The sequence below is a fragment of the Bradyrhizobium sp. Kon56 genome (assembly GCF_055807635.1).
This window is the reverse complement of sequence record NZ_JBVVOU010000006.1, coordinates 251,947-273,815: the sequence shown is the minus strand read 5'-3', so window position 1 is coordinate 273,815 and position 21,869 is coordinate 251,947. Positions and strand designations below refer to the sequence as shown.

The following is a 21,869-nucleotide window of genomic DNA, read 5'->3' as shown; positions in this document are numbered from 1 at the left end:
GCCGAGCAATGTACGACCTAGTCTGGTCGCAGCCGATGACCAAAGTCGCTGAAGGATTTGGAATATCTGATGTTGCCTTGAAAAAGATCTGCGAAAAGCATCGCGTGCCGACGCCGGCGCGCGCTATTGGGCGAAGAAATCGGCAGACAAACAAGCCAGGCAGATTCCGTTCCACGGCACGGCCGATCCCCAACACGAGCACATCACCATCTTTGGCTCAGAACACAATTTGGCGCCCGAGGTTCGAGAGGTCCTGGAGCGGGAACGCCAGCGCCAAAAGGCCACCCCAAAGATGAAGCTGCCTCTAGACTCCGTTGCGCAGATGCCTCCGATCCAGGATGTTCATCCATCAGTCGCAGCAACCGCAAAGGCTTTGCGGAAAGCCAAACCTGACCGCGAGAATGTCGTAAGCGCCAGTGGGCTTGGCAATTGCGGAATCGAAGTAAGCATAGCAAGTGTTGAGCGTGTGATCACGATTCTTGATGCGCTCGCGCGTGGGCTAGAGGCACGTGGATTGACTATGGAGTTGCCCGGGGGGCACATGCGGGTCGCAGTCGCGCCGGACGACTTGACGTTTTCCCTGATTGAGCGGATCGAAAGGCGCGCTCACGTGCCGACGGTGGAGGAGCTCGCGCTGGAAGAGCGGCAGAAACGGAATCGGGAACGCAACAAACGCGCAAATCTCTGGACACCAAGCGTGCCTATCCCGAATTCGATTTTGTCAGATCCGGCGAACTGAGCCTTCAAATCGAGAACAAGTATGTCGGACTGCGCCGCAACTGGGCCGATGGACGCCGGCAACGACTCGAAAATCTCATCAACTCCATCGTCGGCGGGATCGTGGCCTATTTAGCTGGGATCAAAGCCAGGCGCGAAGAATTTGAACGCCGTGAGCGCCGATGGGAGCGGGAACGACGTCTTGCAGAACTGGCGCGAGCGCGCGAGGAGCGGGAGAAAGAGCGCGGCTCGTTTTTCAAGCGACTCGTTGCGATTTTAGCAGAGGTCAACGAGCTCAGACCGTTTGTCGCGAGGTTGCGCGGCGACTTGAGGAAGCATTCCTCCGGCGAACTGGCCCGAATGTTGGAGTGGGCCGAGGCGCGCTTATTGCGATTGGAGGACAAACTAACGGCTGAGGGGATCGGGGCGGCCCTTCGGGAGCGGGAACTGTTTCCGAGTCCTGATCCGCTGCGGACGCCGGCGGAGGACGAGGATTGACCACGACGTCACAAAACACCTCTTAATCGAAGATGCTGTAGGGGAGCAGAGGACCTTCGCCACCTGTGTGGCTATCGCTGCATTGCCTTTTCGCTAGTCTGCGAGGCCTTATCGATAGTTTCCGGCAAACCCTCGCAGAGTGCAACCTCTTGGAAACTCAGCCTCTCCCTTAAGAAATCCAACCCTTGAGACAATTGCGATAGTTTTTCTCGTAACGTAGAGAGAACTCAAGTTGGCCGACCGCGTCGGAAAGAAGCTTAGTTCTATATATATTAGACCGAAACCGTCACACCCTCGCCGGCATACCGCAAAGCCCTGTAAGTCAGATGCTTAGAGTATGCCGAGGGTTCTGCAAAACCCTCGGCATACTCTCGCATTTTGTCGACGGATTACACTGGAACCACGTCGTCGAGTGGATCAGAAGTCTTCACTTCGGCGCGTGGGCGATCGTCCCTGAGCTTGACGTTGATATAGAAACGCAGCCGCTTGGAGTCATCACGTTCAAAATGCCGTTTCATGTCGCGACCGAACTTCGTCTCGAACACCGGCGATTTTGAATTTGCGCGGCACCACTCCATAAATGCCTCATACATTGCCCGTGCCTGCACCTTGGAACCATCAACCCTTTCGAGGCAGTCCTCTGCAAATTGCATCACGATATCCATTTCCCTGCGATATTCTGCGGTTGCGGCGGCGACGCCCGGAGCGACGTAGAGCCCGTTCTGGAGGAAATCCACTGCTCCTTCGCACAGCCAATTGAGGATGCCGGAGGCATCCTTGAGCATTTCGCCGACCAGCTCCTCCGGATCCCGCATATCCTTTTCAGCGATCTGCACCGGCCATTTCAGCAGCAGCATCCGGCGCCAGATGCCGTTAGATGTATCGGAGATCTTCGGGAGGCCGTTGCCGCTCATGTGCGGCTTCGCTCGCGGCATAAAGTCGATAAAGCCCTTGAACAGCGTTCGAACGGGGATTTCCTCACTGCCGGTCAGCTTTTTGATCAATTCGGATTGCAGCGGTTTGCCTTCGGGCAGTTCCAATACACGTACCATCCGCTTGCCGAAGAGGCGGATGAGGTCCGGTGAGGCGCCGCCGGCGCTACGTTCGCCTTGTCCGATGATTGATTCAGTTGGCAACCCGACGGCAAAACTCTTCCCCAACAACCTCATGAGCATCTCGAGATAAACGCTCTTTCCGTTTGCGCCCTCGCCGTAATGGAACATGAACCGTTGCAACGGCACGCCCAAAATGCTGATGCCGGAGTATTGCTGCAAGGTGCGACGAGCCTCCGGATCCGGCATCATCTTCTCGATCCAGCTCTCAAAGAATGGAGCACGGGCGGACGCGTCGTAATTCACGGGAACAAGCGCCGTGATGTAATCGGACTTCCGGTGTCCTTTTCGGGCAATGATGCGGCAAACCATGCGGCTTGAATGCTCGTCCGGGCATTCAAGGTCATTTTCTTGAACAAACGTCAGCGTATGACTCAGCGTTGCAAGCGAGAGTGCGCTCGCATTAAACTCTTCTGCAGGTTTACGCCATCGCGGCGCACCGCACTCCAACATAGCTTTGAGGCGCGAGGCATTCTTAGAGATGACGCCAAACCTCTTATGAGCTACTTTTCGTGCCGCAAACGAACGTCGGGCGACTTTTCCCGACTTCACAGCTTCGCGCAGAGCCTTGGCTGATGTCTCATCGGGATCCGGCGTGCGGCTGAGTTCGGATGCAGCCTTTGCAGCCTCGTCGATAGCCTTCTGTTCGGCTTCGGAAGGCCTAAGGAAATCAGCCTCCAATTGGATAAAGTCTCCAACTGCTTGGGCCATCATCCACGCGTAAGCCTCCCCGTTATCGATGTCCCAATGTCGTCCCGACCAAGCCAACTTGTCGCCGCCGGCGATGCCAGCGGCTTGCATGATCAACAATTCGTCTGGAAAATAAGCTTCGACACGTTTGGCGTTGTCGGTGTCCGACTGATCAAGCATCGAACAGGCCGCGAGGGTCTCCTGATCGGGCACCTTCCAAATGGGGGGCGCCGGGGGACCCGGAGGCGCAGAGGCGTAGGCGCTGATATTAGTAGAACCGTCGCCCACGTTTGGCGGCACCGACATCAGCCACTCGGGTGGATCTTCAATCGGAGCGTCCTGAAAACATTCTTCGGCGGTCCAATCATTCGACAGATAGAAGTCCCCCTCGGTAGGGAAGGGTGGTTCATGACCAAAGTCGTGAATTGCATCGGATGTGATCCAGTCGGCGATTTGACGGCTCACCTCGTCGAGTTGGTGTTCGCTCATCTGTTTGGTTGAAGTAGACATAGTTCCCCTCGGTATTTTGATCGGTTCCAGCGAGGTTGAGCTCAGCGGGGACGTCGTTTTCACGGCGCGGGTCGCCCACCGTCGCGGCTTGCTGCCCTTGATTTTGATGTAGCAATTCGTCAGGCGGCAGCCGTATCGGAGGTGGACGCCCGGCGCCGGGAGTTCATCCACACATTCAGATCGAGCGCCAAATAGCGGACCGACCGGCCGATTTTAATGGCGGGTGGGCCGTCGCCCGAGACGAACAGTTTCGCCAGAGTGCTTTCGCCGAGTTTCAAATAGGCCGCCGCTTGCTTGCGGGTCAGCCAAGTATCCGGCGCCTTGCTCCAGCGCCGGACTGATCTTTGGATGTCATAATCGCTCCGTTTCAGAGACATCAGGATCCGTCCCGAATATTCGGAGCGTATAGCTGAGGGAAATCGCTGCGGAGGGACACTAAGCTCTAATGTCCCGGGACACTAAGCATTCGCCAATGTCCTAAGTCGGTCGTAGTAGCGCCAAACCTGCTTCTTAACGGCTTCGAACTCGCGAACCTCCGTATCGCCCTCGTCGTGCCATCGTTCTAGGAGCAGTTCGGCGATATCGGCATCCGAGAGTCCGCGCTTGTCTTTAGCTAAGCTCAATCCATTGTGGGTCATTTTGGCGAGCGATGCTTCAACCTTAAGCGTAAGTTTCCGTTTCGCGCGTGTTTTCGGTGCTGTCTTTGATAGCGGCTCGCGGATTGTTTGGATCGTCCAACGCTTTAAAATCTCATCGCGCCGGAACATGACGTCTCTCGCAACCCGGTAGAAGCCAAACGCGCCCTCCGGATACTTAGCGTCTGGGACCTTCGTATTCGATGGCTCACTGTGATCCAGCAATGCTTCAGCGCGGAAGGCATCCTGTGAATGAATCAAAACTACAGGCCATTGTGAGCGGCTCCAGAACGGAACGAAATTCATGCTGCTCCAGAACGATTCATGCATAGGTCCCATCGGCGCAGCATCGACGGAAGCATGTGCAATGATTTCGCCCTCCAAAAGCGCAAGTTCGAGTTCTCGGAGTCCGCCAAAATAGGCGTAATCGTCAAATTCGGGCGGTTCCCAGAAATAGTCCTTTGGCAATGAAGCGCGTTCTGCCGAAGCTACCCAAATGATCGCGTCGTCAATTGACCACCAGGGAGCAGCAAAGTCAGGCATTGGAGAATTCAGGATCATGAGAACGTTGGTCGAGTGAAACTATGTCGGCGACCGTTTGGCTATCTCCCATCGCAGCAACCAACTGGGCACCGATGTGGTTTGACGCTCGCCGTAGTGGGTCGTTGTCTAAATGGGCGTAGCGGGCTGTTGTGGCCGGCTGAGAATGTCCCAGCAATTTCCCGATAATTGGGAGCCCAAAACCAGCGCCGGCACCATAGCTCGCATGGGTGTGACGAAGGTCATGAATTCTCACCCCCGCCAAGCCTGACCGCCTACTCACAAGCTGCCAGGGCTTGTTGAGATCGTGGCGTGGCTGACCGGCGATATCGCTGGCGATCACGTAATCATCAACCCGCGGCAGTTTTTCAAGAATAGCGATGGCCGGAGCGTTGAGGATAATCGCCTTCTGCCCTGTCTTGCTGTCCGGCAACAGGAGCAGCCCGCGTTGAAGGTCGATATACTCCCATTTGAGTTCAAGAATCTCCCGAAGCCGAGCGCCGGTGAGAATCAGAAGCCGCAGGGCGGCGGCGACATGCGGTCCGATTTTCGTACGGCCATTTTTCGGGATGTGCTTCGCGTTGGGTTGGTCTTTGTCCACAGACCAGGGAATGCCCACCGTTTCAGCTTCACGAATGCCATCCCCCAGGCGGCCGAGTTCCGCAGCGCTCAGGAACCGTTCGCGGCGCTGCTCGCGGAAGGCTTGGACGTGACTGGCGGGATTGTGCCCCTTGGCGACGAGGCCGCAGACGGCAGCGTACCGAAAGACGGATCCGACGAACTCGACGACCCGATTCGCGGTCATCGGCGTCTCCTTGCCGATCTTCCGGTGCATCTTCGAAACGTCGGCGCTGTCGAGCGCATCCAGCTTGCGGGTGCCGAGGAGTGGACCGGCGTGCTTACGCAGATAGATGCGGTAGTTGACGACCGTGCGCGGCTTCAGTTTCGTCTCGGCCTCCTCGCTGGTCGCAGCAATTGCGATCTCCACCCACCGCCAATTGAGTGCACCGCATAGCCCGCCGGTGACCGCGCCTCAGGAAGAATCCATCGATCGAACCTTAATGTTTCGCTGCCTTATCAGCTGGATAGCTTTTTTTGAAACGGTGCAACAACATTTCCTGACGTCATGTGCAATGTTGTGTAATCGTTTCTCTTATGTTGAACCTAGAGGAACCCAAGCTCATGACCCGCGAAGCCACAATTGGAAGGCATCTTGCCGCTCTGCGCGAACAGGCCGGCCTCAAACAAAATGAACTTGCGAAACGGCTGGAATGGAGCGCGGCGGTCCTATCCCGCGTGGAGGCGGGAGAGCGACCGCTCACTGACGACGAGCTAAGCATCGTTCTCAATGGCATTGGCACCAAAGAAGCCGAGCAGCTGAAGGAAGTGCTCGATCGACAATGGCATCTTTTGCCAGAGCCGCCGTTGGGTGATCCTGACTCGGATCTCTTGTGGACTGCGGAACAAACCGCGCAACGAATTCATGCTCTCGCCGAACAACCCGACGTAAAGCAAATCTTCGAACGCAGGCTCGTTCGATACGAAGGCGAGATAGCGAGTGCCGCGCAAAACGTCCTGAACAAGCGCTATCGAGCGGCGTTCATCGGTACGATCGCGGTGGGAAAGTCAACGGCCATTTGCCGTGCCGAAGGACTGGAGCTGCCAAGCGCGAAAGGAATGCCGAAAGCGGTGCTCGAAACAGGCGCCGGCGGCATTACGATTTGCGAAGTTTATTTACGCAAGGGCCCCGGCTATGGGCTCATTGTTGAGCCGTCTAGCGAAGAAGAAATTCGCCGGCATGTAGCGGATTTTGCCAACTTCCTTCTGAACCCGGCTCAACCGGGCGACAGCGACGATGATGAAGGTGGCCCTACTCCCGGAATATCGCGGGAAGTCGAGCGCGCCCTTCGCAATATGACCAAGCTGAGGCGCAAGCGCGCGGAGCGCAAGCCGGAGGGAACCGTGATCCCCGGCATCGATTACGCTCGCGAGCTGGCGGCGATGATTCCAGACGTAAAGGCGCTCACCGTCGAATTGCTGGCACGGATGGAAATGCATAAGCGCGATCGGCGCGACATGTGGCATTCGGCCGACTTGGGGAAGGCTCCGCTCGAGTGGCTCCAAGAGCAATTCGAGAATGTGAATAACGGCCGCCATGATGAATTCACTTTGCCGAAGCGAATTGAGCTTGTCGTGCCAACGCCGGTTCTCGGGGATGATTCAATTTCAGTTACGTTGGTCGATACGCAGGGCATCGACGACATCGCCGCACGCGCGGATCTGGAGCAACATTTTGACGACACGCACACGGTCGTAATCCTCTGTTCCGTTTTCAATGAAGCGCCGGCGACGCCGGTGAGGAACTTGCTCGCGCGCGCAAAAGAGGGTGGGGTGCGAACCCTAGAATCTCATGCGGCAATCCTAGTTCTTCCGAGGCCCGGTGAAGCGTTGAACATGAAGGATAACGGCTATCCGGCTCAGAGCGCGGAAGAGGGTTGTGATCTGAAAGCGGAAGAAGTGAGCCTAAAACTGCACCCGCTCGGATTGACCAAACTGCCGCTTGCCTTTTTCAATGCAGCGGACGATGCGCCTGAGGTCCTTCGTTCGTTCATTATGTCTCGCATATCGTCGGTTCGGAATTCTCACCGCGATGCTTTGAAGGAAATTATCGAGGGCGCAAACAATTTGCTTGTCAATTACGAGAAAGAGCAAGCCGAAGAGACGATGCGGGAAGCGGCTCGCAGGTTGACCGTATGGCTCGATAAAAACGCAGCGATATCACGATCCGCCGCGACTGGACGAGTGCATGAGAGCCTCGTGGCGGCAACCGGCACGGCACATTGGAAAACCGTTTACGCCAGTGTCGCGCGCCGTGGCGAATGGCCGAACTTGAATTATGCGCATCAACTTAGTCATGGTGCACGGCGTGTTGCGACCCAACTTATTGGACCGAAATTGCTCGCGTTCAAAACGATTGCCGATAATGTTTTGGAGGACGATGATCTCGGGGATGCTCACGGCCTCGCTCGCCAGACCGTTCGCGTGTTGGAAGATAGTTTTGATGCCATCGTGCGAACGGCTCAGCTAGTTGGCGAGAGCGTTCACACTGATGAGCTAAGCCAGGACTTCGATTTCTGGAAGAGCTGTAGCAACGTTTCCGGAAGAGGCTATCGGAATAAAATCAACCAAGAAAATCGTCGGTGGTTCGAGACTGATCATTCTGGCGAAGCCGAGACGCGCCTCGCCGAAACAGTAGAGCAAAAATGGAACGAGGCGATCGCTTCCGTCCGTGAATTACTTCCGCAATGAACCTAGCTCCTACCGCAAGCGCGGCGCGCTTGCGGCCAGCTTGGAGCGAGGCTGCGCGGCCGGTTCAAATCCTATCCCCGCAACCAAGTTCGGACCTTACCGGTCCCGATCCGAAAATGGCCCGCTTCACGCGGGCCATTTTTGTTTTGGCCGCGCTCCGGTGGAAACGTCGGTCGCACCTTGCGCAAGAGTGGGGGAACGGCTCACTCCGGATAGCTCAGGATCATCTTCAGCAACTTCGGAAACCGCGCGTTGATGTCCTCCTCGCGCAGGACATTGCGGTGCTGGACGCCTTGCTTTGACGTCCGGATCAGACCGGCCTCGCGCAGGATGCGAAAATGGTTCGACAGGGTCGACTTCGCCATGTCAGGGCAGGGCGCCGCCTCGGTGCACGACATGCAATCACTCTGTGCGGCCAGGCTTTTGACGATCCGCAGCCGCATAGGGTCCGCGAGCGCTCCCAGCACCCCAGTCAGTGAAATCTCGCTCCGCGATGGGTGAACGAACTGCACCATGCACAAAATATAGCACCTCCCTTGAACTCATTCAATAGTTCACTAGTATTGAACTATTGAATATCGGCGTCGCGCCGGATGATGGAGAATGTGATGACCAAGAGACTCGAAGGAAAAGTTGCGCTCGTGACCGGCGCATCCAAAGGCATCGGTGCCGAAATCGCCGCGCGGCTCGCAGCCGAGGGTGCGGCGGTCGCCGTCAACTACAGCGCCAGCAAACAGGCCGCCGACAGCGTGGTCGCCGCCATTGTCGCTAAGGGTGGCAAAGCCGTCGCGGTCCACGGCAATCTGGCCGATGCCAAGGACGTGAAAAGTGTAGTCGCGGAAACCGTGAAGGCGCTCGGTGCGATCGACATCCTCGTCAACAACGCGGGCGTTTACGAGTTCGCGCCGCTCGAGGCCATCACGCCGGAGCATTTCCACAAGCAGTTCGATCTCAATGTGCTGGGCCTCCTCCTGGTCTCAGGAGAGGCGGCGCGGCACTTCAACGCCAATGGCGGAAGCATCATCAACATCAGCTCCGCGGCGTCGACTCTCGCGCCGCCGAACGGCGCCGTCTACTCCGCCACCAAAGCATCGGTGGATGCGATCTCCGCCGTGCTGGCCAAGGAACTGGCGCCGCGCAAGATCCGCGTCAACGCCGTCAATCCCGGCATGATCGTCACCGAGGGGGTCGTGTCCGCCGGCCTGCACGAGGGCGACATGCGAAAATGGATCGAATCCACCACTCCGCTTGGCCGAGTCGGCAAGGTCGAGGAGATCGCTGCCGCGGTGGCCTTCTTCGCTTCGGACGACGCATCTTACGTCACGGGCGAGACGCTTCACGTCGCCGGCGGCCTTCGCTGAATTTGTTGGTTTACAGAAGGAAATGGCACGCCTTGCGCGCGCCATTTTTTGTTTTGGGGCGTCCTCGATCATGCATGTCCTGCTTTGGCTGAGCTTGGGTTCGTTCGGACCATGCCGAAGCGCGTCCCGTCGCCGTCGGTGGAGCTGCCAAGCGTAAGCGCGATCGGGCCAGAGCATGCCGTCCGGGAAGGAACCCAGGATGGCGCCGGGCGTCAACACAGACCACCGCCCCGTCCGGTGCTCACTTGTTGGCTTGCCGTCGTTCGGAAGGAGAGGGCCAATGCAGTTCGAGGATTTCGAGGCCGCCGATATTCGGGCGGACGAAGCACGGATCTTCATCCGTCGCGCCGGTTCGGGGCCGGCCGTTCTCCTGTTGCACGGCTTTCCGCAGACGCATCTGATGTGGCGAGACGTTGCGCCGTTGCTTGCGCAAGACTTCACGGTGGTCTGCGCCGATCTTCGCGGCTATGGCCGCAGCGATTGTCCTCCCTCCAGTCCGGACCATGCGCCATATGCAAAACGAGCAATGGCAAACGACATGGTGTCCGTCATGACGAAACTCGGCTTCGACCGTTTCTCGGTCGCGGGCCATGATCGCGGCGGCCGTGTCGCCTATCGGCTCGCGCTTGATCACCGCGAACGCGTGCAGCGGCTTGCCGTCCTGGACGTCGTTCCTATTGCCGACGCCTGGGAGCGCGCCGACAAGAACCTGGCGGTCGGCTATTGGCCGTGGTCGTTGCTTGCGCAGCCTGAACCTCTTCCCGAGCGGTTATTGTCGGCAGCCCCCGACGCCATCATCGACAATGCGCTGCATGGCTGGGGGTCTTCGGCCGGCAGCTTCAGTCCGGCGGTGCGAGCAGCCTATATCGACGCGTTGAGCGATGAGGCGCATGTTCACGCGATCTACGAGGAATATCGTGCGGCCGCGACACTCGATCACTGGCACGATGTGGCGGACCGTCGTTCCGGCCGCCGAATTGACTGCCCTGTGCGCGTGCTCTGGAGCGGTCGCGGCCCCCTCAACGCGTGGTATGCGAGCGAGGGCGGGCCCTTGGGGCTCTGGCGGACCTGGGCCGATAACGTGGACGGAAAGCCGCTTGATGGCGGACACTTCTTTCCGGAGGAGCTTCCGCAGCAGACTGCGTACGAGCTGAACCGGTTTTTCGGAGGCGGTAGCTAGGACCAGCGGCTTGGCCGTACTGCTTCCTTCGACAGCGCGGTCTTGGCGAGCGCTGCCCGTTGGGGCGAGCGGCGATCGAAGCCAACAAATACGTCCGCGCTAGCGCGGACGTATTGCGTTCTTGCGTACTACAGAATGCGTCAGGATCTGTGCGGGCAGACCATCGTCAGATTGAGCAGCGTCGGCTTGTCCGAACCCTTCTTGTACTCCCACTCCAGCCGGATCTCGTGCCGGTGCGCGAAAGCGTCGCTGGCTTCGTGGGTGATGATCTTCGTCTTCATCGGGATCGGCGGTTCGGAGTTGAAGCATTTCCGGACGCAGGCATCGAGCAGATCGCATCGCGTCAGCGGAATGACGCCCGGCTCATCCCTGGACAGGGGGACTGTGTTCGGCTGGGTGCTGAGGTCGACGCGGGCTCGGCCCTTTTCCTTGTGCCAGTACTTGGCGCTGCCCTGCGGCCAGTTCGATGCCGGGTTCAGAATCAAATGGTACTGGCCGTATTCCAAGGTCGGCAGGTCGATGTCCTCGGACTCCTTGAGCTTCGCGACGCTCTTCTTCATGTTCGCCAAAGGATAGTAATTGCTATTCATCAAGTCTCGAAATGCCTTGCCGCTATATACCAGTCCGGCCATCGCCTCTTTCCTTCATATGTCTGTTGGTCAAAATCTCTGGTGCGGTGGCCGAAAATACGCGTCACGCTACGGCCGATCACGCTGTTTGTTGTGCGCACTCAACGCTACCACTCAGGAATGTATTTCGTCCAGAGAGCCTCCATCCCGTAACGTCGCCTATGTCGCAAGCCCAATTGCCATGCACTTTCCTATAGGTATTGTTGGGTCGAACGCCTCGCGGGGGTTGGGGTGAGGCTGCCGAGGCAGTGGTTGAAGGCGCTGGAATGCATTGCTTCGCTTGTCAGTCGGCGATTGGTCCGGGCGACCGCTGGTGCTCCAAATGCGGAGCGGCGGTGCGCCAGCCCGTCGACCCCGACAGCGAACGACGCTTTGTGACGATTCTGCGTGCCGACGTCGTCGATTCCACAGGTCTTGTTGCCGAACTGGAGCCGGAGGCGGCGGTGTCGCGCCTCGAGCCTGCTCTTGCGGCGATGAGAGGCGCGGTGCGCCAGTTCGGCGGCATCGTCAGCAAGGAGTTGGGTGACGGGTTGGCCGCCGTCTTCGGCGCCCCGATCGCCGACGACAACCACGCGCCCTTAGCCTGCCACGCGGCCATCGAGCTGGTCCGGCGTGTTGGCAGTCTGGGCGATCCAGGACTTCAAGTCCGGGTCGGCCTGCACTCGGGTCATGTGGTGGCCTACATGGTCGCGAGCGAATTTTCCAAGGTCTACGAGATCGGCGGCGCAGCCCAGCACCTCGCGGCTCGGCTGGAGACGGCAGCCGAGGCGAACCAGATCTATGTCTCCGAAGCCTGCCAGGAGCTGGCGGACGGACACGTCCGCTTTGAATTCCTTGGCCGCAAGGCGCTCCGTGGTTTCGGCGAGCCCCTGCCTGTCTACCGGGTGATGGGTGCGAGTGATCTGTCGAGCTGGCGGGTCCGACGTGCGCGGAGCGTTTCCAGATTCGTCGACCGCACGACGGAGCGGGCGTTGTTGTGGCGCGCTGCGGATAGGGTTGCTGCCGGCCGGCAGACGGTTCTGCTGATGGGTGACGCCGGCATTGGCAAGTCTCGGCTTGCGCATGAATTCGCGCAGGACCTCCGGGCTGGCGGCTGGCGGCTGATCGATGTCGAGTGCAGCCCAAATCTCCAGGGTGCGCCGTACAGCGCGCTCAAGCGCCTGTTGCTCTCGATCCTCGATACGTCAGCAAGAGATCAGACCAAGACGGATGATCCCAGAGACGAATTGCCGGTGGTGCAACAGCGGGCTCTCGACGCGATCCTGGATTTGCCGGTTTCCGATCCGCAATGGGATGAATTGGAGCCTCACGCGCGCGGTCGTGCGATTTCAGACGCAAGCTGTGCGATCATCGAGAGCGTCGCCCGTCGTCAGCGTACGATCCTTTTGATTGAGGACCTGCACTGGATGGATCGGGCCAGCGATGCGGTCGTCGCGACCCTTTCGGGGCTGCAATGCCCTGATTTGCTTGTGCTGCTGACGACGCGGCCCAATGGAATGCCGGTGTGGATCGCGAGCTGCCGCGCGGAAATCGTGGCGATGCGGCCTCTCGATGACAATTCGGGGCTGGCCATGCTCGCGGACATGCTTGGTCCCGCCACGACCAACGAAGACCTGAAGAATCGGATCATCTCTCATACGGCCAACGTTCCGCTGTTCATTGAGGAGGTCTGCCGCAGTTTGAAGGACAGCGGCATGCTTCTTGGCCAGTGGGGCGACCTTTCCCTTGCGCGTCCTGTGGACGAACTCGGCATCCCCAGCAGCATTCAGGGTGTGATCGCGGCGCGGCTGGATCGTGTGTCACGACAGGAACGATCGCTTCTCCAGATCGCCGCGGCGCTTGGACCCCGGGCCGACCAGGCCACACTGCGAAGAGTAGCGGCCGTGCCGGAAGACGTCCTGCAGGATTGCCTCACCGCGCTCGACCGGGCCGAGTTGCTCGTCAGGATCGACAGTGAGTTGGAGGATTCGCTCGAGTTCCGGCACGAGATGGTCAGGCAGGTGACCTACGATTCGATGGTCGAGAAGGTGCGGGAAAGCATCCATGCCAGCATTCTGGCGGCTCTCGAGACCGACGAGGCGTGGACCGACGGTCCGGATACGCTCTGCTATCACGCGACCCGAGCGAAGGATTGGCGGAAGGCTTTTCAGCATGGCAGGAGCGCGGCTCGAAAATGTCTGGTGCGCTCGGCCTTTGCCGAAGCGGTCGATTATTTCGAGATCGCGATGGGTTCTCTCGACAAGATCCCGGTGACGCACGCGCGCGAAACGGACGCCATCGACCTGCGGATGGAGGCGCGATTGGCCTTTGCCGGGTCGGGGCGTGTCGCCGAAGCCCTGGATTTGGGGAGCGAGGCCGAACGGCGAGCCGATGCGATTGGCGATATTGAACGCAAGGTCGCGGCCATGACCATGAGAGCGGGTGCCCAGAATTTCTATGGAACGCCGGTTGAAGCTGTCACGATCGGGGAAGATGTGGTGCATCTGGCGGAAAGCTCGGGAAATCCCGCTTGGCGTAATCTCGCGCAATACAGTCTCGGGCAGGCCTATTTTCTTTCCGGCCGCTACGATCGCGCCGAGAAGATGCTGGCCACCGCCCGCGTCCACCTTGCGGGTCTGACCGCGAGTGCTCCGATCGGCACGACCCCACGATCTTTGCTCCTGCTTTGCTGCATGATGAACAGCGTCACTCACACGGTGATGGGCCAGATCGATGCCGCCGAGCAGCTCCAGCAGCAAGCCGCAGCGATCGCGGAGGAGACCGGCCGCCCCTACGACCGCGTCGCCGCGGCCTATAGCGGCGGCTGGCTGATGCTCGGCCGCGGCGAGCCGGCGGCGGCCGCGGCCATTCTCGAGAATGGTTTTGTCCTGGCGCAGAAGCACGGCATCCGGCTGTTCGTGCCGGTGCTCGCCTGCCATCTCGGCATGGCCTATCTGGAGCAGGGGCTGTTTGACCGGGCGCGCGGCATGCTGACGGAAGCGCGTGAGGAAGCGAAGGCGGTCGGCTATACCTCGGCGGTGCTTCGCAGCTCGATCTACCTGGCGCTCGCCACCCACCGTCTCGGCGACGTCCAGGCCGCGCAGAACATGCTGCGCGAAGCGCGCAACACCGCGCGGCAACAGGGGTTCTCCGGCCTGGAGGCGGAGGCGCTGTTCGGCGAGGCCGTGGTGACGCCGCCGTCGGATCCGGAGGCCAGGGCGGCGATCCTGAGCGCCCTGCGCGCGACCATCGCGATCGCCGCCGAGAGCGGCGCGCTGCCGCTGCGCCACAAGGCCGAGGCGATGCTCAACGAGATGCAGGCGACGGGTGACGAGCTCAGCTGACGGCAGCGGCGGCCGGGCCGCTATCGGGGCCGAAATCTGCCCGACGCGTCAAATAAATTAAGCAGGCGCCGCAAGGAGTTAGCTACTGTGCATGGGGTTGTTTTCGCCCTTTATCTTGAAGGGCCCTTCATGGTGCAGCGCGGAGGACGGCACGCTTGTGCCGCCCGCTCCGATGACTATGCCCTTGCGCGCGCAGCAAGGTCGGCTACCGTCGGCCCTGGCCACACGGCCAGGCGACTTTTGATTTCAATTTTTTAGCATCCGATTTTGCGGCGCCGCGACGGCGCGACGCCCACCGAACGAGGCGGGGCCATGATCACACGGGACCAGTCAGCGCTGCTCGCGCCGGTCGAGCGGGATTTGCGACTCGATCTCTTCCGCGGCATCGGTCTGTGGATGATCTTCCTCGACCACATTCCGCACGACGTCGTGGCTTGGCTGACCTTGCGCAATTACGGCTTCAGCGACGCCGCCGAATTCTTCGTCTTCATCTCCGGTTATCTGGTCGGCTGGATCTACGGGCCGATCGTCGCTGGCGGCTGGTTTCTCGCCGCGCTGAAGCGGCTGTGGCGGCGCGCGGTCGAGATGTACGTCGCCCACATCATGCTGTTCCTGCTGTTCACGGCGCAGATCGCCCGCACCGCGCGCCGCTTCGACAATCCGATGTACGAGCACGAGTTCAACGTGTTCAATTTCCTGTCGCATCCGGACGAGCTGATCGGGCAGGCGATCCTCCTGAAGTACAAGCCGGTCAATCTCGACGTGCTGCCGCTCTACATCACGCTCGTTTTCGCCTCGCCTTTCATCGTGTGGTGCCTGGTGCGCCGGCCGAACCTGACGCTCGCCGCATCCGTGGTGCTCTACGTGCTGGCGCGCTGGTTCGACTGGAACGTCGCCTCCTATCCGCCCGGCACGCACTGGTACTTCAACCCGTTCTGCTGGCAGCTGATGTTCGTGTTCGCAGCCTGGTGCGGCATCGGCCAGATCGACAAGATCGCGAGATGGGTGTGGTCCAGGGCGGCGATGGCGCTGGCCGCGGCCTGGCTCGCCTTCGCGCTGCTGATCGTGATGACCTGGCACGTCCCCGCGCTCGATGCCCTGACCCCGAAATGGATGATCAAGGCGATCTACCCGATCGACAAGACCGACCTCGACATGCTGCGCTTCACGCATTTCCTGGCGCTGGCGATCTGGGTGACTCACCTCATCTCGCGCAAATGGCGGACCCTGCACGGGGCCTGGCTGCGCCCTGTGATCCTCTGCGGCCAGCATTCGCTGCCGATCTTCTGCCTTGGCGTCTTCCTGTCGTTCTCGGCGCACTGGATCCTGACGCAATACACCAAGGGCGTCTGGGAGCAGCTCGCGGTCTCCGTCGTCGGCATCGTCATCATGATCGCAGCCGCCTGGCTGCTCGACCGGACCGAACGGGTGCCGAACCTGTTCGTGAAGGTGACGGAGATCGAGGAGGCCGACACCGTCCTGGAAAGCGCGCCTGCGGACAGGTCTGCCGTGGCGCCCGCGGGTCGTTGAGTATCGCCGGCCTGCATTTTCGCGGAGAGATCCAACGGAGGGGTTTATGTCCAGACTTGTGTTGACGATCGCCGGCACACTCCTGCTCCTGATCTCGGGTGCATCGGCGCAAGCGCCCTCGCCGGAGGCGATGAGCGCGGCGCGCAAGCTCGTGGTCACCTTGAAGATCGCGGATCAGTATCGCGCGCTGTTGCCGCAGCTCCTGCTCAAGCTGAGGCCCTGGGTCGCGCAGGACAGGCCGGAGATCGAGCGCGATTATGACGCGGTGACGGCACCCGGCTCCGAGATCTACACCCCGGCCCTCACCTCAATGATCGACCAGGTCGCCGCTCTCTATGCGCAGAGCTTCAGCATTGACGAGCTGCGCCAGATCGAGGCTTTCTATGTCCAGCCAGCCGGGAAGAAGCTTCTGGAGAAGTCGGATGCGCTGGCGCAGGCCAGCGCGCAGATCGGTCAGGACGTCGGTCAGAAGACGGCCGACGAGTTGAAGCAGCGCCTCATCGAGGCGCTGCGACAGAAGGGGCACAAGCTCTGAGCCTGTACCGACAGCGCTAGCGAACCTACGCCTTGTCCGTCCTGTTGGCTCACTTCACAAGAGGGCAGCCGCCGTCCTTCAGGGGCCGGAAGGCCTGGTCGGCAGGGACTTCGGCGAGCAGCTTGTAATAGTCCCACGGGCCTTTGGACTCCTCGGGCTTCTTCACCTGGAACAGATACATGCTGTGCACCATGCGGCCGTCTTCGCGTAAGCTGCCGTTGTCGGTGAAGGCATCCTTCACCGGCAGCTCGCGCATCTTGGCCATCACGGTCTTGGTGTCCTTTGTGCCAGCGGCCTGCACCGCCTTCAGGTAGTGCAGCGTCGCGCTGTAGGTCGCCGCCTGGTTCATCGTCGGCATGCGCTTGACGCGCTCCATGAAACGCTTGCCGAAAGCGCGGGTCTTCTCGTTGAGGTCCCAGTAATAGGCCTCGGTGATGATCAGTCCCTGCGCGAGCTTCAGCCCTAAGCTGTGCACGTCGGAGATGAACATCACGATCGCAGCCAGGTTCTGGCCGCCGGCGACGATGCCGAACTCACCGGCCTGCTTGATCGCATTGATGGTGTCGCCACCGCCGTTCGCCAGCCCGATGATCTTGGACTTCGAGGCCTGGGCCTGCAGCAGGAATGAGGAGAAGTCCGCGGTGTTGAGCGGATGCTTGACGCTGCCGAGCACCTTTCCGCCGGCCGCCTTCACCACGTCGGAGGTGTCGCGCTCGACTGAATGACCGAACACGTAGTCCGCCGTGAGGAAGAACCAGCTATCGCCGCCGTTCTTGACGATGGCGCTGCCGACCGTGTGCGCGTTGGCGTAGGTGTCGTAGGTCCAGTGCGCGGTGTAGGGCGAGCAGGACTTTCCGGTAATGTCGGAGCTTGCCGCATCCGTCACGATCATGATCTTCTCATACTGCTTCGACAGCTCCATCACTGCAAGCGCAGTGGCCGAGGTCGGCAGGTCGATGATCATGTCGACGCCCTCGGTCTCCCACCACTTTCGCGCGATGGTGGAGGCGACATCGGGCTTGTTCAGCACGTCGGCGCTGACCATGTCGATCGGCTTGCCGAACATCTGCCCGCCGAAATCCTCGATCGCCATTTTGGTGGCCTCGACATTCCCCTGGCCTCCGATGTCGGAATAGACCGAGGAGAAGTCGGAGAGCACGCCGATCTTGAGCGGCGCCTGCTGGGCGAGAGACGGGCTGATCACAAACGCAGTCAATCCGGCCGCTAGGGCGGCACGCATAATCCGGCACATGGCATTTCCCCAAACTCTATCGTTGGCGCACGAGGCTAGATTTGCCTCCCTCAAGCGTCAACTCTTGCGTAACGGCGCCGCGCTCGCTGGCTGATTTGACGCGGCCGGTTGCCCCGACTACGCTTTTGCAAAGAACAAGACGCGCGTGAATGCAATGGCCTGACCTGTGCTCAGGGCGGCACTCACGCAATGAGAAAATTCAGGGGAACGGAAATGACCGGCGACACCGCAGCGACCATCTCGAAGGCCCGCGAGCATTCCATCGGCGACCTCCTGCGCCGTGCGGCGGGTCGCGATCCGGGCAAGCTCGGGGTGAGCTGCGGCAATGTGAGCTGGACTTTTGCCGAGATGGACGCGATCTGCAATCGGCTCGGCCGTGGCCTGGTTGGCCTCGGCGTGAAAAAGGGGGACCGCCTCGCCGTGCTCTCGCGCAATTCGCATGCCTTTGCGGCGCTCCGGTTCGCGGTGGCCCGGATCGGTGCGGTGCTGGTGCCGATCAACTTCATGCTCAATCCGGACGAGATCAATTTCATCCTGAAGAGCTCCGGCGCAAAGCTGCTCGCGGCCGGCCCTGATTTCGTCGAGCCCGCGCGCGCGGCCAGCGCCAGGGATTGCGCGGTCGAGAAGATGATCTGGCTGCCGGGTGAGGATCCCGCCACCGCGCCCGCTAGCCTCACCACCTTCGACGATCTCCTCAGCTCCGACGGCTCGTATCTCGATGCGTCCGTCGACAGCCGCGATCTCGCGCAGATCGTCTATACCAGCGGCACGGAGTCGCTGCCCAAAGGCGCGATGCTGACCCATGACGCGGTGATGTGGCAGTATGTCAGCTGCATCATCGACGGCGGCATGAGCGTGGACGACAAATTCCTGCACGCGCTTCCGCTCTATCACTGCGCGCAGCTCGACGTGTTCCTGGGGCCGCAAATCTATCTCGGCGCCTCCGGTGTGATCACGGGCAAGCCTGCGGCCGACAATATTCTGACATTGATCCAGGCGCACAGGATCACATCGTTCTTTGCGCCGCCGACGATCTGGATCGCGATGCTGCGCTCGCCCAATTTCGACAAGACGGATTTGTCGACCTTGCAGAAGGGCTATTACGGCGCCTCGATCATGCCGGTGGAGGTGCTGCTCGAGCTCCAGCGCCGCCTGCCCAGCGTGAAGTTCTGGAATTTCTACGGCCAGACCGAGATCGCGCCGCTCGCGACCGTGCTGGGTCCTGCGGACCAACTGCGCAAGGCCGGCTCGGCGGGCAAGCCCGTGCTCAATGTCGAGACCCGCGTGGTCAACACTTCGATGGAGGATGTGAAGGTCGGCGAAGTCGGCGAGATCGTGCACCGCTCGCCGCATCTGCTCTCCGGCTATTACAACGATCCGGTCAAGACGGCGGCGGCGTTCTCCGGCGGCTGGTTTCACTCCGGCGATCTCGCCACCGTCGATGACGAGGGCCACATCACCGTGGTCGATCGCGTCAAGGACATGATCAAGACCGGTGGCGAGAACGTCGCGAGCCGCGAGGTCGAGGAGATGGTCTACCGCATCCCTGCCGTGTCGGAGGTTGCTGTGGTAGGCCTGCCCGATCCGCGCTGGATCGAGGCAGTGACTGCGATCGTCGTGGTCAAGAGCGGGGAGAAGCTCGACGAGGAGTCCGTCATCAAGCATTGCGCCGGCCAGATGGCGCATTTCAAGGTGCCCAAGCGCGTCATCTTCGTCGATGCCCTGCCCAAGAACCCGAGCGGCAAGCTGCTCAAGCGCGAGCTACGCCAGCGCTTCGTCGGCGGCGAGACGCTCGACAAGGCGATCCAGAAGAATTTTGGCACGTGAAGCTCGCGCCTCAATACTTCTTCACGTGGGCGCCGAACGCGAACCACAGCGCCATGGACGCGAGGCCGAAACCGCCGAGCAGCAGGAATGTCGGGCCGTAGCCGATCCATTGCGCGATCCAGCCGCCAAGCGCGGGGCTGAGGCTCGCGCCGACACCCTGCACGGTGATCACGGCACCCTGGCCGAGATTGATGCGGCCGGTGCCGTTGAGCGAGCGCGCGACCATGCCGGGGACGGCAACCGTCTGGAGTCCGGTGCCCAGGCCGTCGAGCACCTGCATCGGTACGACGCCCCACCATCCCGTGACGAAGAAGGCGAGCACGCCGCGGATGGGCAGGAACATGAAGGAGACAAGAATGATGGGCCAGTAGTTGCGCTTGCTCGCCGCCTTCATTGCGATCAGCGACGTGATGACCATGACGCCTTGTGCGATCACCACGATGGTCGCGACGAAGCTCGGGCCGTTGGCCGGGCCCTCGGCGACCGCCGCCAGGCCATAGAGCGGAACGATGGCGGCATTGCCGAGATGAAACAGCGCGAGCGCCAGTGCCAGCACCAGCAGCGCGCGGTGCTTGAGCAGCATCGTAAACGCGTCCGGCGCGCTGTCGGGATCGTCCTCCTTGCTGCCGCGCGCGGCGCGATCGTCGATCGCCTTGGCCGGGATCATCATCACACAGGCGATCGCGATGGCGCCGAACACCGCCGCCAGCACGAACACCGAGACATAGCCGAACTTGTAACCGAGATAGCCCGACAGCGCGGCGCCGACCATGTTGCCGGCGTGGTTGAAGGCCTGGTTGCGGCCGTTGAGCGCGTTGAAGCCCTTCTGCTTGGCGATGCCGAGCGTGATGCCGGTGACCGCCGGCACGATCGCGGCGCTCGCCAGCGATTGTGCGATCTGCGAGAACGTCACCGCCCAGAAATTTTGCGAGATCAGGATGATCGCGGAGGCGAGCACCACGCAGATGCCGGGAATCACCACCCACATGCGCTTGTTGCGGCTGGCGTCGATGAAGCCGCCGATCGGCGTGGTGATCAGCATGCCCGCGACATTGCCGATCGTCATCGCGGTACCGATCAACCCGCTCGCCCAGCCGCGCTCCTGGAGGAAGACGCCGACGAAAGGGCCGATGCCCGACTGCATGTCGGCCATGAAGAAGTTGAGAGCGAACAGGGGCCAGATACGAGACGAGGAGGGGGACCGCGATGTCATCGATACCAAAACGTCGTCTCAGCCGGAATACGGCGGGTGGGACATAATCCTTTCAGCCAATCGTTCTGGCGCGGACGAGGCATTAACGAGTGCTGATCGGGTTGGTTCCAGCCCTTGCCCGGAGGCGGGCCTTGCAGTTACGGCCAGCAATTCCTTATTGACGTTGGATTGTCTCTGTTGGGAGTACGGCATGCCTCTCTGGACCTGCGAAACCTGCGGCGCGCAATTCCCGGATGGCGAAAATCCGCCCGCGGCCTGTCAGATTTGCGAGGACGAGCGGCAATACGTCGGTTGGAAGGGCCAGACTTTCCTCACGCGCGAGGCGCTCTCGGAACGTCACTGCCTGGCCTGGCGCGACGATCTCGGCTTGACCGGCATCGCGCTCGAGCCAAGTTTTGCGATCGGCCAGCGGGCGCTGCTGGTGCCGCTCGCGGACGGCTGGCTGATGTGGGACTGCGTACCGCTGGCGACGCCGGAGGCGATCGCGCATATGCGGTCGCTCGGCGGGTTGAAGGCGATCGCGATCTCGCATCCGCATTACTGTGGCGCGCTCGCCGACTGGAGCGAGGCGTTCGGCGGGGTGCCGGTCTATTTGCACGCCGATGATCGCCAATGGGTGACGCGTCCGCATGCGTCGATCGTGCACTGGACCGGCGAAAACCATCGCATCTCCGACGATGTGCTGCTCCTGCGCACCGGTGGTCACTTCGCCGGCGCCACCATGCTGCACCATGCGAGGGGTGCGGACGGCAGGGGCGCGCTGCTCACCGGCGATATCGCGCAGGTCACGATGGATCGCCGCTTCGTCAGCTTCATGTACTCATATCCGAACTACATGCCACTCAATGCCGCCGCAGTGCGACGGATTGCGGCTGCCGTCGAGCCGCTGGCCTTCGATCGCATCTACGGCGCCTGGTGGGACCGCAACATCGCCGCAGGCGCCAAGGCCGCCTTCGCGGCCTCTGTCGCGCGCTACCTGGCCGCCATCGCCTGAGCCGGCTCGCGACG

General features: G+C 60.9%; 18 protein-coding genes. 10 read left to right on the top strand and 8 right to left on the bottom strand.

The window, feature by feature from the left end; genetic code table 11:
- The first annotated feature begins 292 nt into the window (after positions 1–292).
- Both AC0L3B_RS12855 and AC0L3B_RS12850 read left to right on the top strand, forming a co-directional pair.
- Entirely contained in the window at positions 293–739 is a 447-nt protein-coding gene (locus AC0L3B_RS12855) for a hypothetical protein (RefSeq protein ID WP_473380469.1), read from the top strand.
- Between the two features lie 101 nt (positions 740–840).
- Positions 841–1,215 carry a hypothetical protein gene (locus tag AC0L3B_RS12850; protein WP_473380468.1) on the top strand — a complete coding sequence of 125 codons (375 nt, stop codon included), beginning with the start codon at positions 841–843 and terminating at the stop codon, positions 1,213–1,215.
- Positions 1,216–1,604: 389 nt separating this feature from the next.
- Here the strand turns inward: AC0L3B_RS12850 and AC0L3B_RS12845 are convergent, their stop codons facing one another.
- The 4 genes from AC0L3B_RS12845 to AC0L3B_RS12830 form a co-directional block, all read right to left on the bottom strand.
- A complete protein-coding gene (locus tag AC0L3B_RS12845; protein ID WP_473380467.1) occupies positions 1,605–3,527 on the bottom strand; it encodes a DNA primase family protein in 1,923 nt (640 codons plus the stop codon).
- 119 nt (positions 3,528–3,646) lie between these two features.
- Positions 3,647–3,904 (bottom strand): helix-turn-helix transcriptional regulator, encoded by a 258-nt coding sequence (locus tag AC0L3B_RS12840; RefSeq protein WP_473380466.1) that lies wholly within the window; start codon positions 3,902–3,904, stop codon positions 3,647–3,649.
- Positions 3,905–3,985: 81 nt separating this feature from the next.
- The gene (locus AC0L3B_RS12835; protein WP_473380465.1) at positions 3,986–4,705 is read right to left on the bottom strand and encodes a hypothetical protein; all 720 of its coding nucleotides are present in this window, start codon (positions 4,703–4,705) and stop codon (positions 3,986–3,988) included.
- Positions 4,698–5,690, bottom strand: a complete 993-nt coding sequence (locus AC0L3B_RS12830) for a tyrosine-type recombinase/integrase (protein WP_473380464.1) — start codon at positions 5,688–5,690, stop codon at positions 4,698–4,700. The genes AC0L3B_RS12835 and AC0L3B_RS12830 overlap by 8 nt, the downstream gene beginning before the upstream one ends.
- 194 nt (positions 5,691–5,884) lie before the next feature.
- Here AC0L3B_RS12830 and AC0L3B_RS12825 point away from each other — a divergent pair, with 194 nt between their 5' ends.
- Positions 5,885–8,011, top strand: coding sequence for a helix-turn-helix domain-containing protein (locus AC0L3B_RS12825; protein WP_473380463.1), 2,127 nt, complete (start codon positions 5,885–5,887; stop codon positions 8,009–8,011).
- Between the two features lie 203 nt (positions 8,012–8,214).
- Here AC0L3B_RS12825 and AC0L3B_RS12820 read toward each other — a convergent pair whose 3' ends face one another.
- The gene (locus AC0L3B_RS12820; protein ID WP_473380462.1) at positions 8,215–8,526 is read right to left on the bottom strand and encodes an ArsR/SmtB family transcription factor; all 312 of its coding nucleotides are present in this window, start codon (positions 8,524–8,526) and stop codon (positions 8,215–8,217) included.
- Between the two features lie 93 nt (positions 8,527–8,619).
- Between AC0L3B_RS12820 and AC0L3B_RS12815 the strand changes: the two genes are divergently transcribed.
- Together AC0L3B_RS12815 and AC0L3B_RS12810 are read left to right on the top strand one after the other, a co-directional pair.
- Entirely contained in the window at positions 8,620–9,372 is a 753-nt protein-coding gene (locus AC0L3B_RS12815) for an SDR family NAD(P)-dependent oxidoreductase (protein WP_473380461.1), read from the top strand.
- Between the two features lie 280 nt (positions 9,373–9,652).
- Positions 9,653–10,552, top strand: coding sequence for an alpha/beta fold hydrolase (locus tag AC0L3B_RS12810; protein WP_473380494.1), 900 nt, complete (start codon positions 9,653–9,655; stop codon positions 10,550–10,552).
- Between the two features lie 140 nt (positions 10,553–10,692).
- Here the strand turns inward: AC0L3B_RS12810 and AC0L3B_RS12805 are convergent, their stop codons facing one another.
- Positions 10,693–11,184: a hypothetical protein gene (locus AC0L3B_RS12805; RefSeq protein ID WP_377828384.1), complete on the bottom strand. Its 492-nt coding sequence runs from the start codon at positions 11,182–11,184 to the stop codon at positions 10,693–10,695.
- A 263-nt stretch (positions 11,185–11,447) separates the two neighbouring features.
- On the opposite strand from AC0L3B_RS12805, the gene AC0L3B_RS12800 reads away from it, so the two are divergent.
- From AC0L3B_RS12800 to AC0L3B_RS12790, 3 genes are all read left to right on the top strand, one after another.
- A complete protein-coding gene (locus AC0L3B_RS12800) occupies positions 11,448–14,504 on the top strand; it encodes an ATP-binding protein (protein ID WP_026233809.1) in 3,057 nt (1,018 codons plus the stop codon).
- A gap of 312 nt (positions 14,505–14,816) precedes the next feature.
- Positions 14,817–16,034: an OpgC domain-containing protein gene (locus tag AC0L3B_RS12795; protein ID WP_026233810.1), complete on the top strand. Its 1,218-nt coding sequence runs from the start codon at positions 14,817–14,819 to the stop codon at positions 16,032–16,034.
- A 46-nt stretch (positions 16,035–16,080) separates the two neighbouring features.
- The gene (locus AC0L3B_RS12790) at positions 16,081–16,569 is read left to right on the top strand and encodes a DUF2059 domain-containing protein (protein WP_026233811.1); all 489 of its coding nucleotides are present in this window, start codon (positions 16,081–16,083) and stop codon (positions 16,567–16,569) included.
- Between the two features lie 49 nt (positions 16,570–16,618).
- On the opposite strand, the gene AC0L3B_RS12785 is transcribed toward AC0L3B_RS12790, so the two are convergent.
- Positions 16,619–17,809, bottom strand: coding sequence for an ABC transporter substrate-binding protein (locus tag AC0L3B_RS12785; RefSeq protein WP_018459442.1), 1,191 nt, complete (start codon positions 17,807–17,809; stop codon positions 16,619–16,621).
- 225 nt (positions 17,810–18,034) lie between these two features.
- On the opposite strand from AC0L3B_RS12785, the gene AC0L3B_RS12780 reads away from it, so the two are divergent.
- Entirely contained in the window at positions 18,035–19,648 is a 1,614-nt protein-coding gene (locus AC0L3B_RS12780) for an acyl-CoA synthetase (protein WP_018459443.1), read from the top strand.
- Positions 19,649–19,658: 10 nt separating this feature from the next.
- On the opposite strand, the gene AC0L3B_RS12775 is transcribed toward AC0L3B_RS12780, so the two are convergent.
- On the bottom strand, positions 19,659–20,861 hold the full coding sequence (locus AC0L3B_RS12775) for an MFS transporter (RefSeq protein WP_473380460.1): 1,203 nt from the start codon (positions 20,859–20,861) through the stop codon (positions 19,659–19,661).
- Between the two features lie 190 nt (positions 20,862–21,051).
- Here AC0L3B_RS12775 and AC0L3B_RS12770 point away from each other — a divergent pair, with 190 nt between their 5' ends.
- The gene (locus tag AC0L3B_RS12770; RefSeq protein ID WP_473380459.1) at positions 21,052–21,855 is read left to right on the top strand and encodes an MBL fold metallo-hydrolase; all 804 of its coding nucleotides are present in this window, start codon (positions 21,052–21,054) and stop codon (positions 21,853–21,855) included.
- Positions 21,856–21,869: the final 14 nt, after the last annotated feature.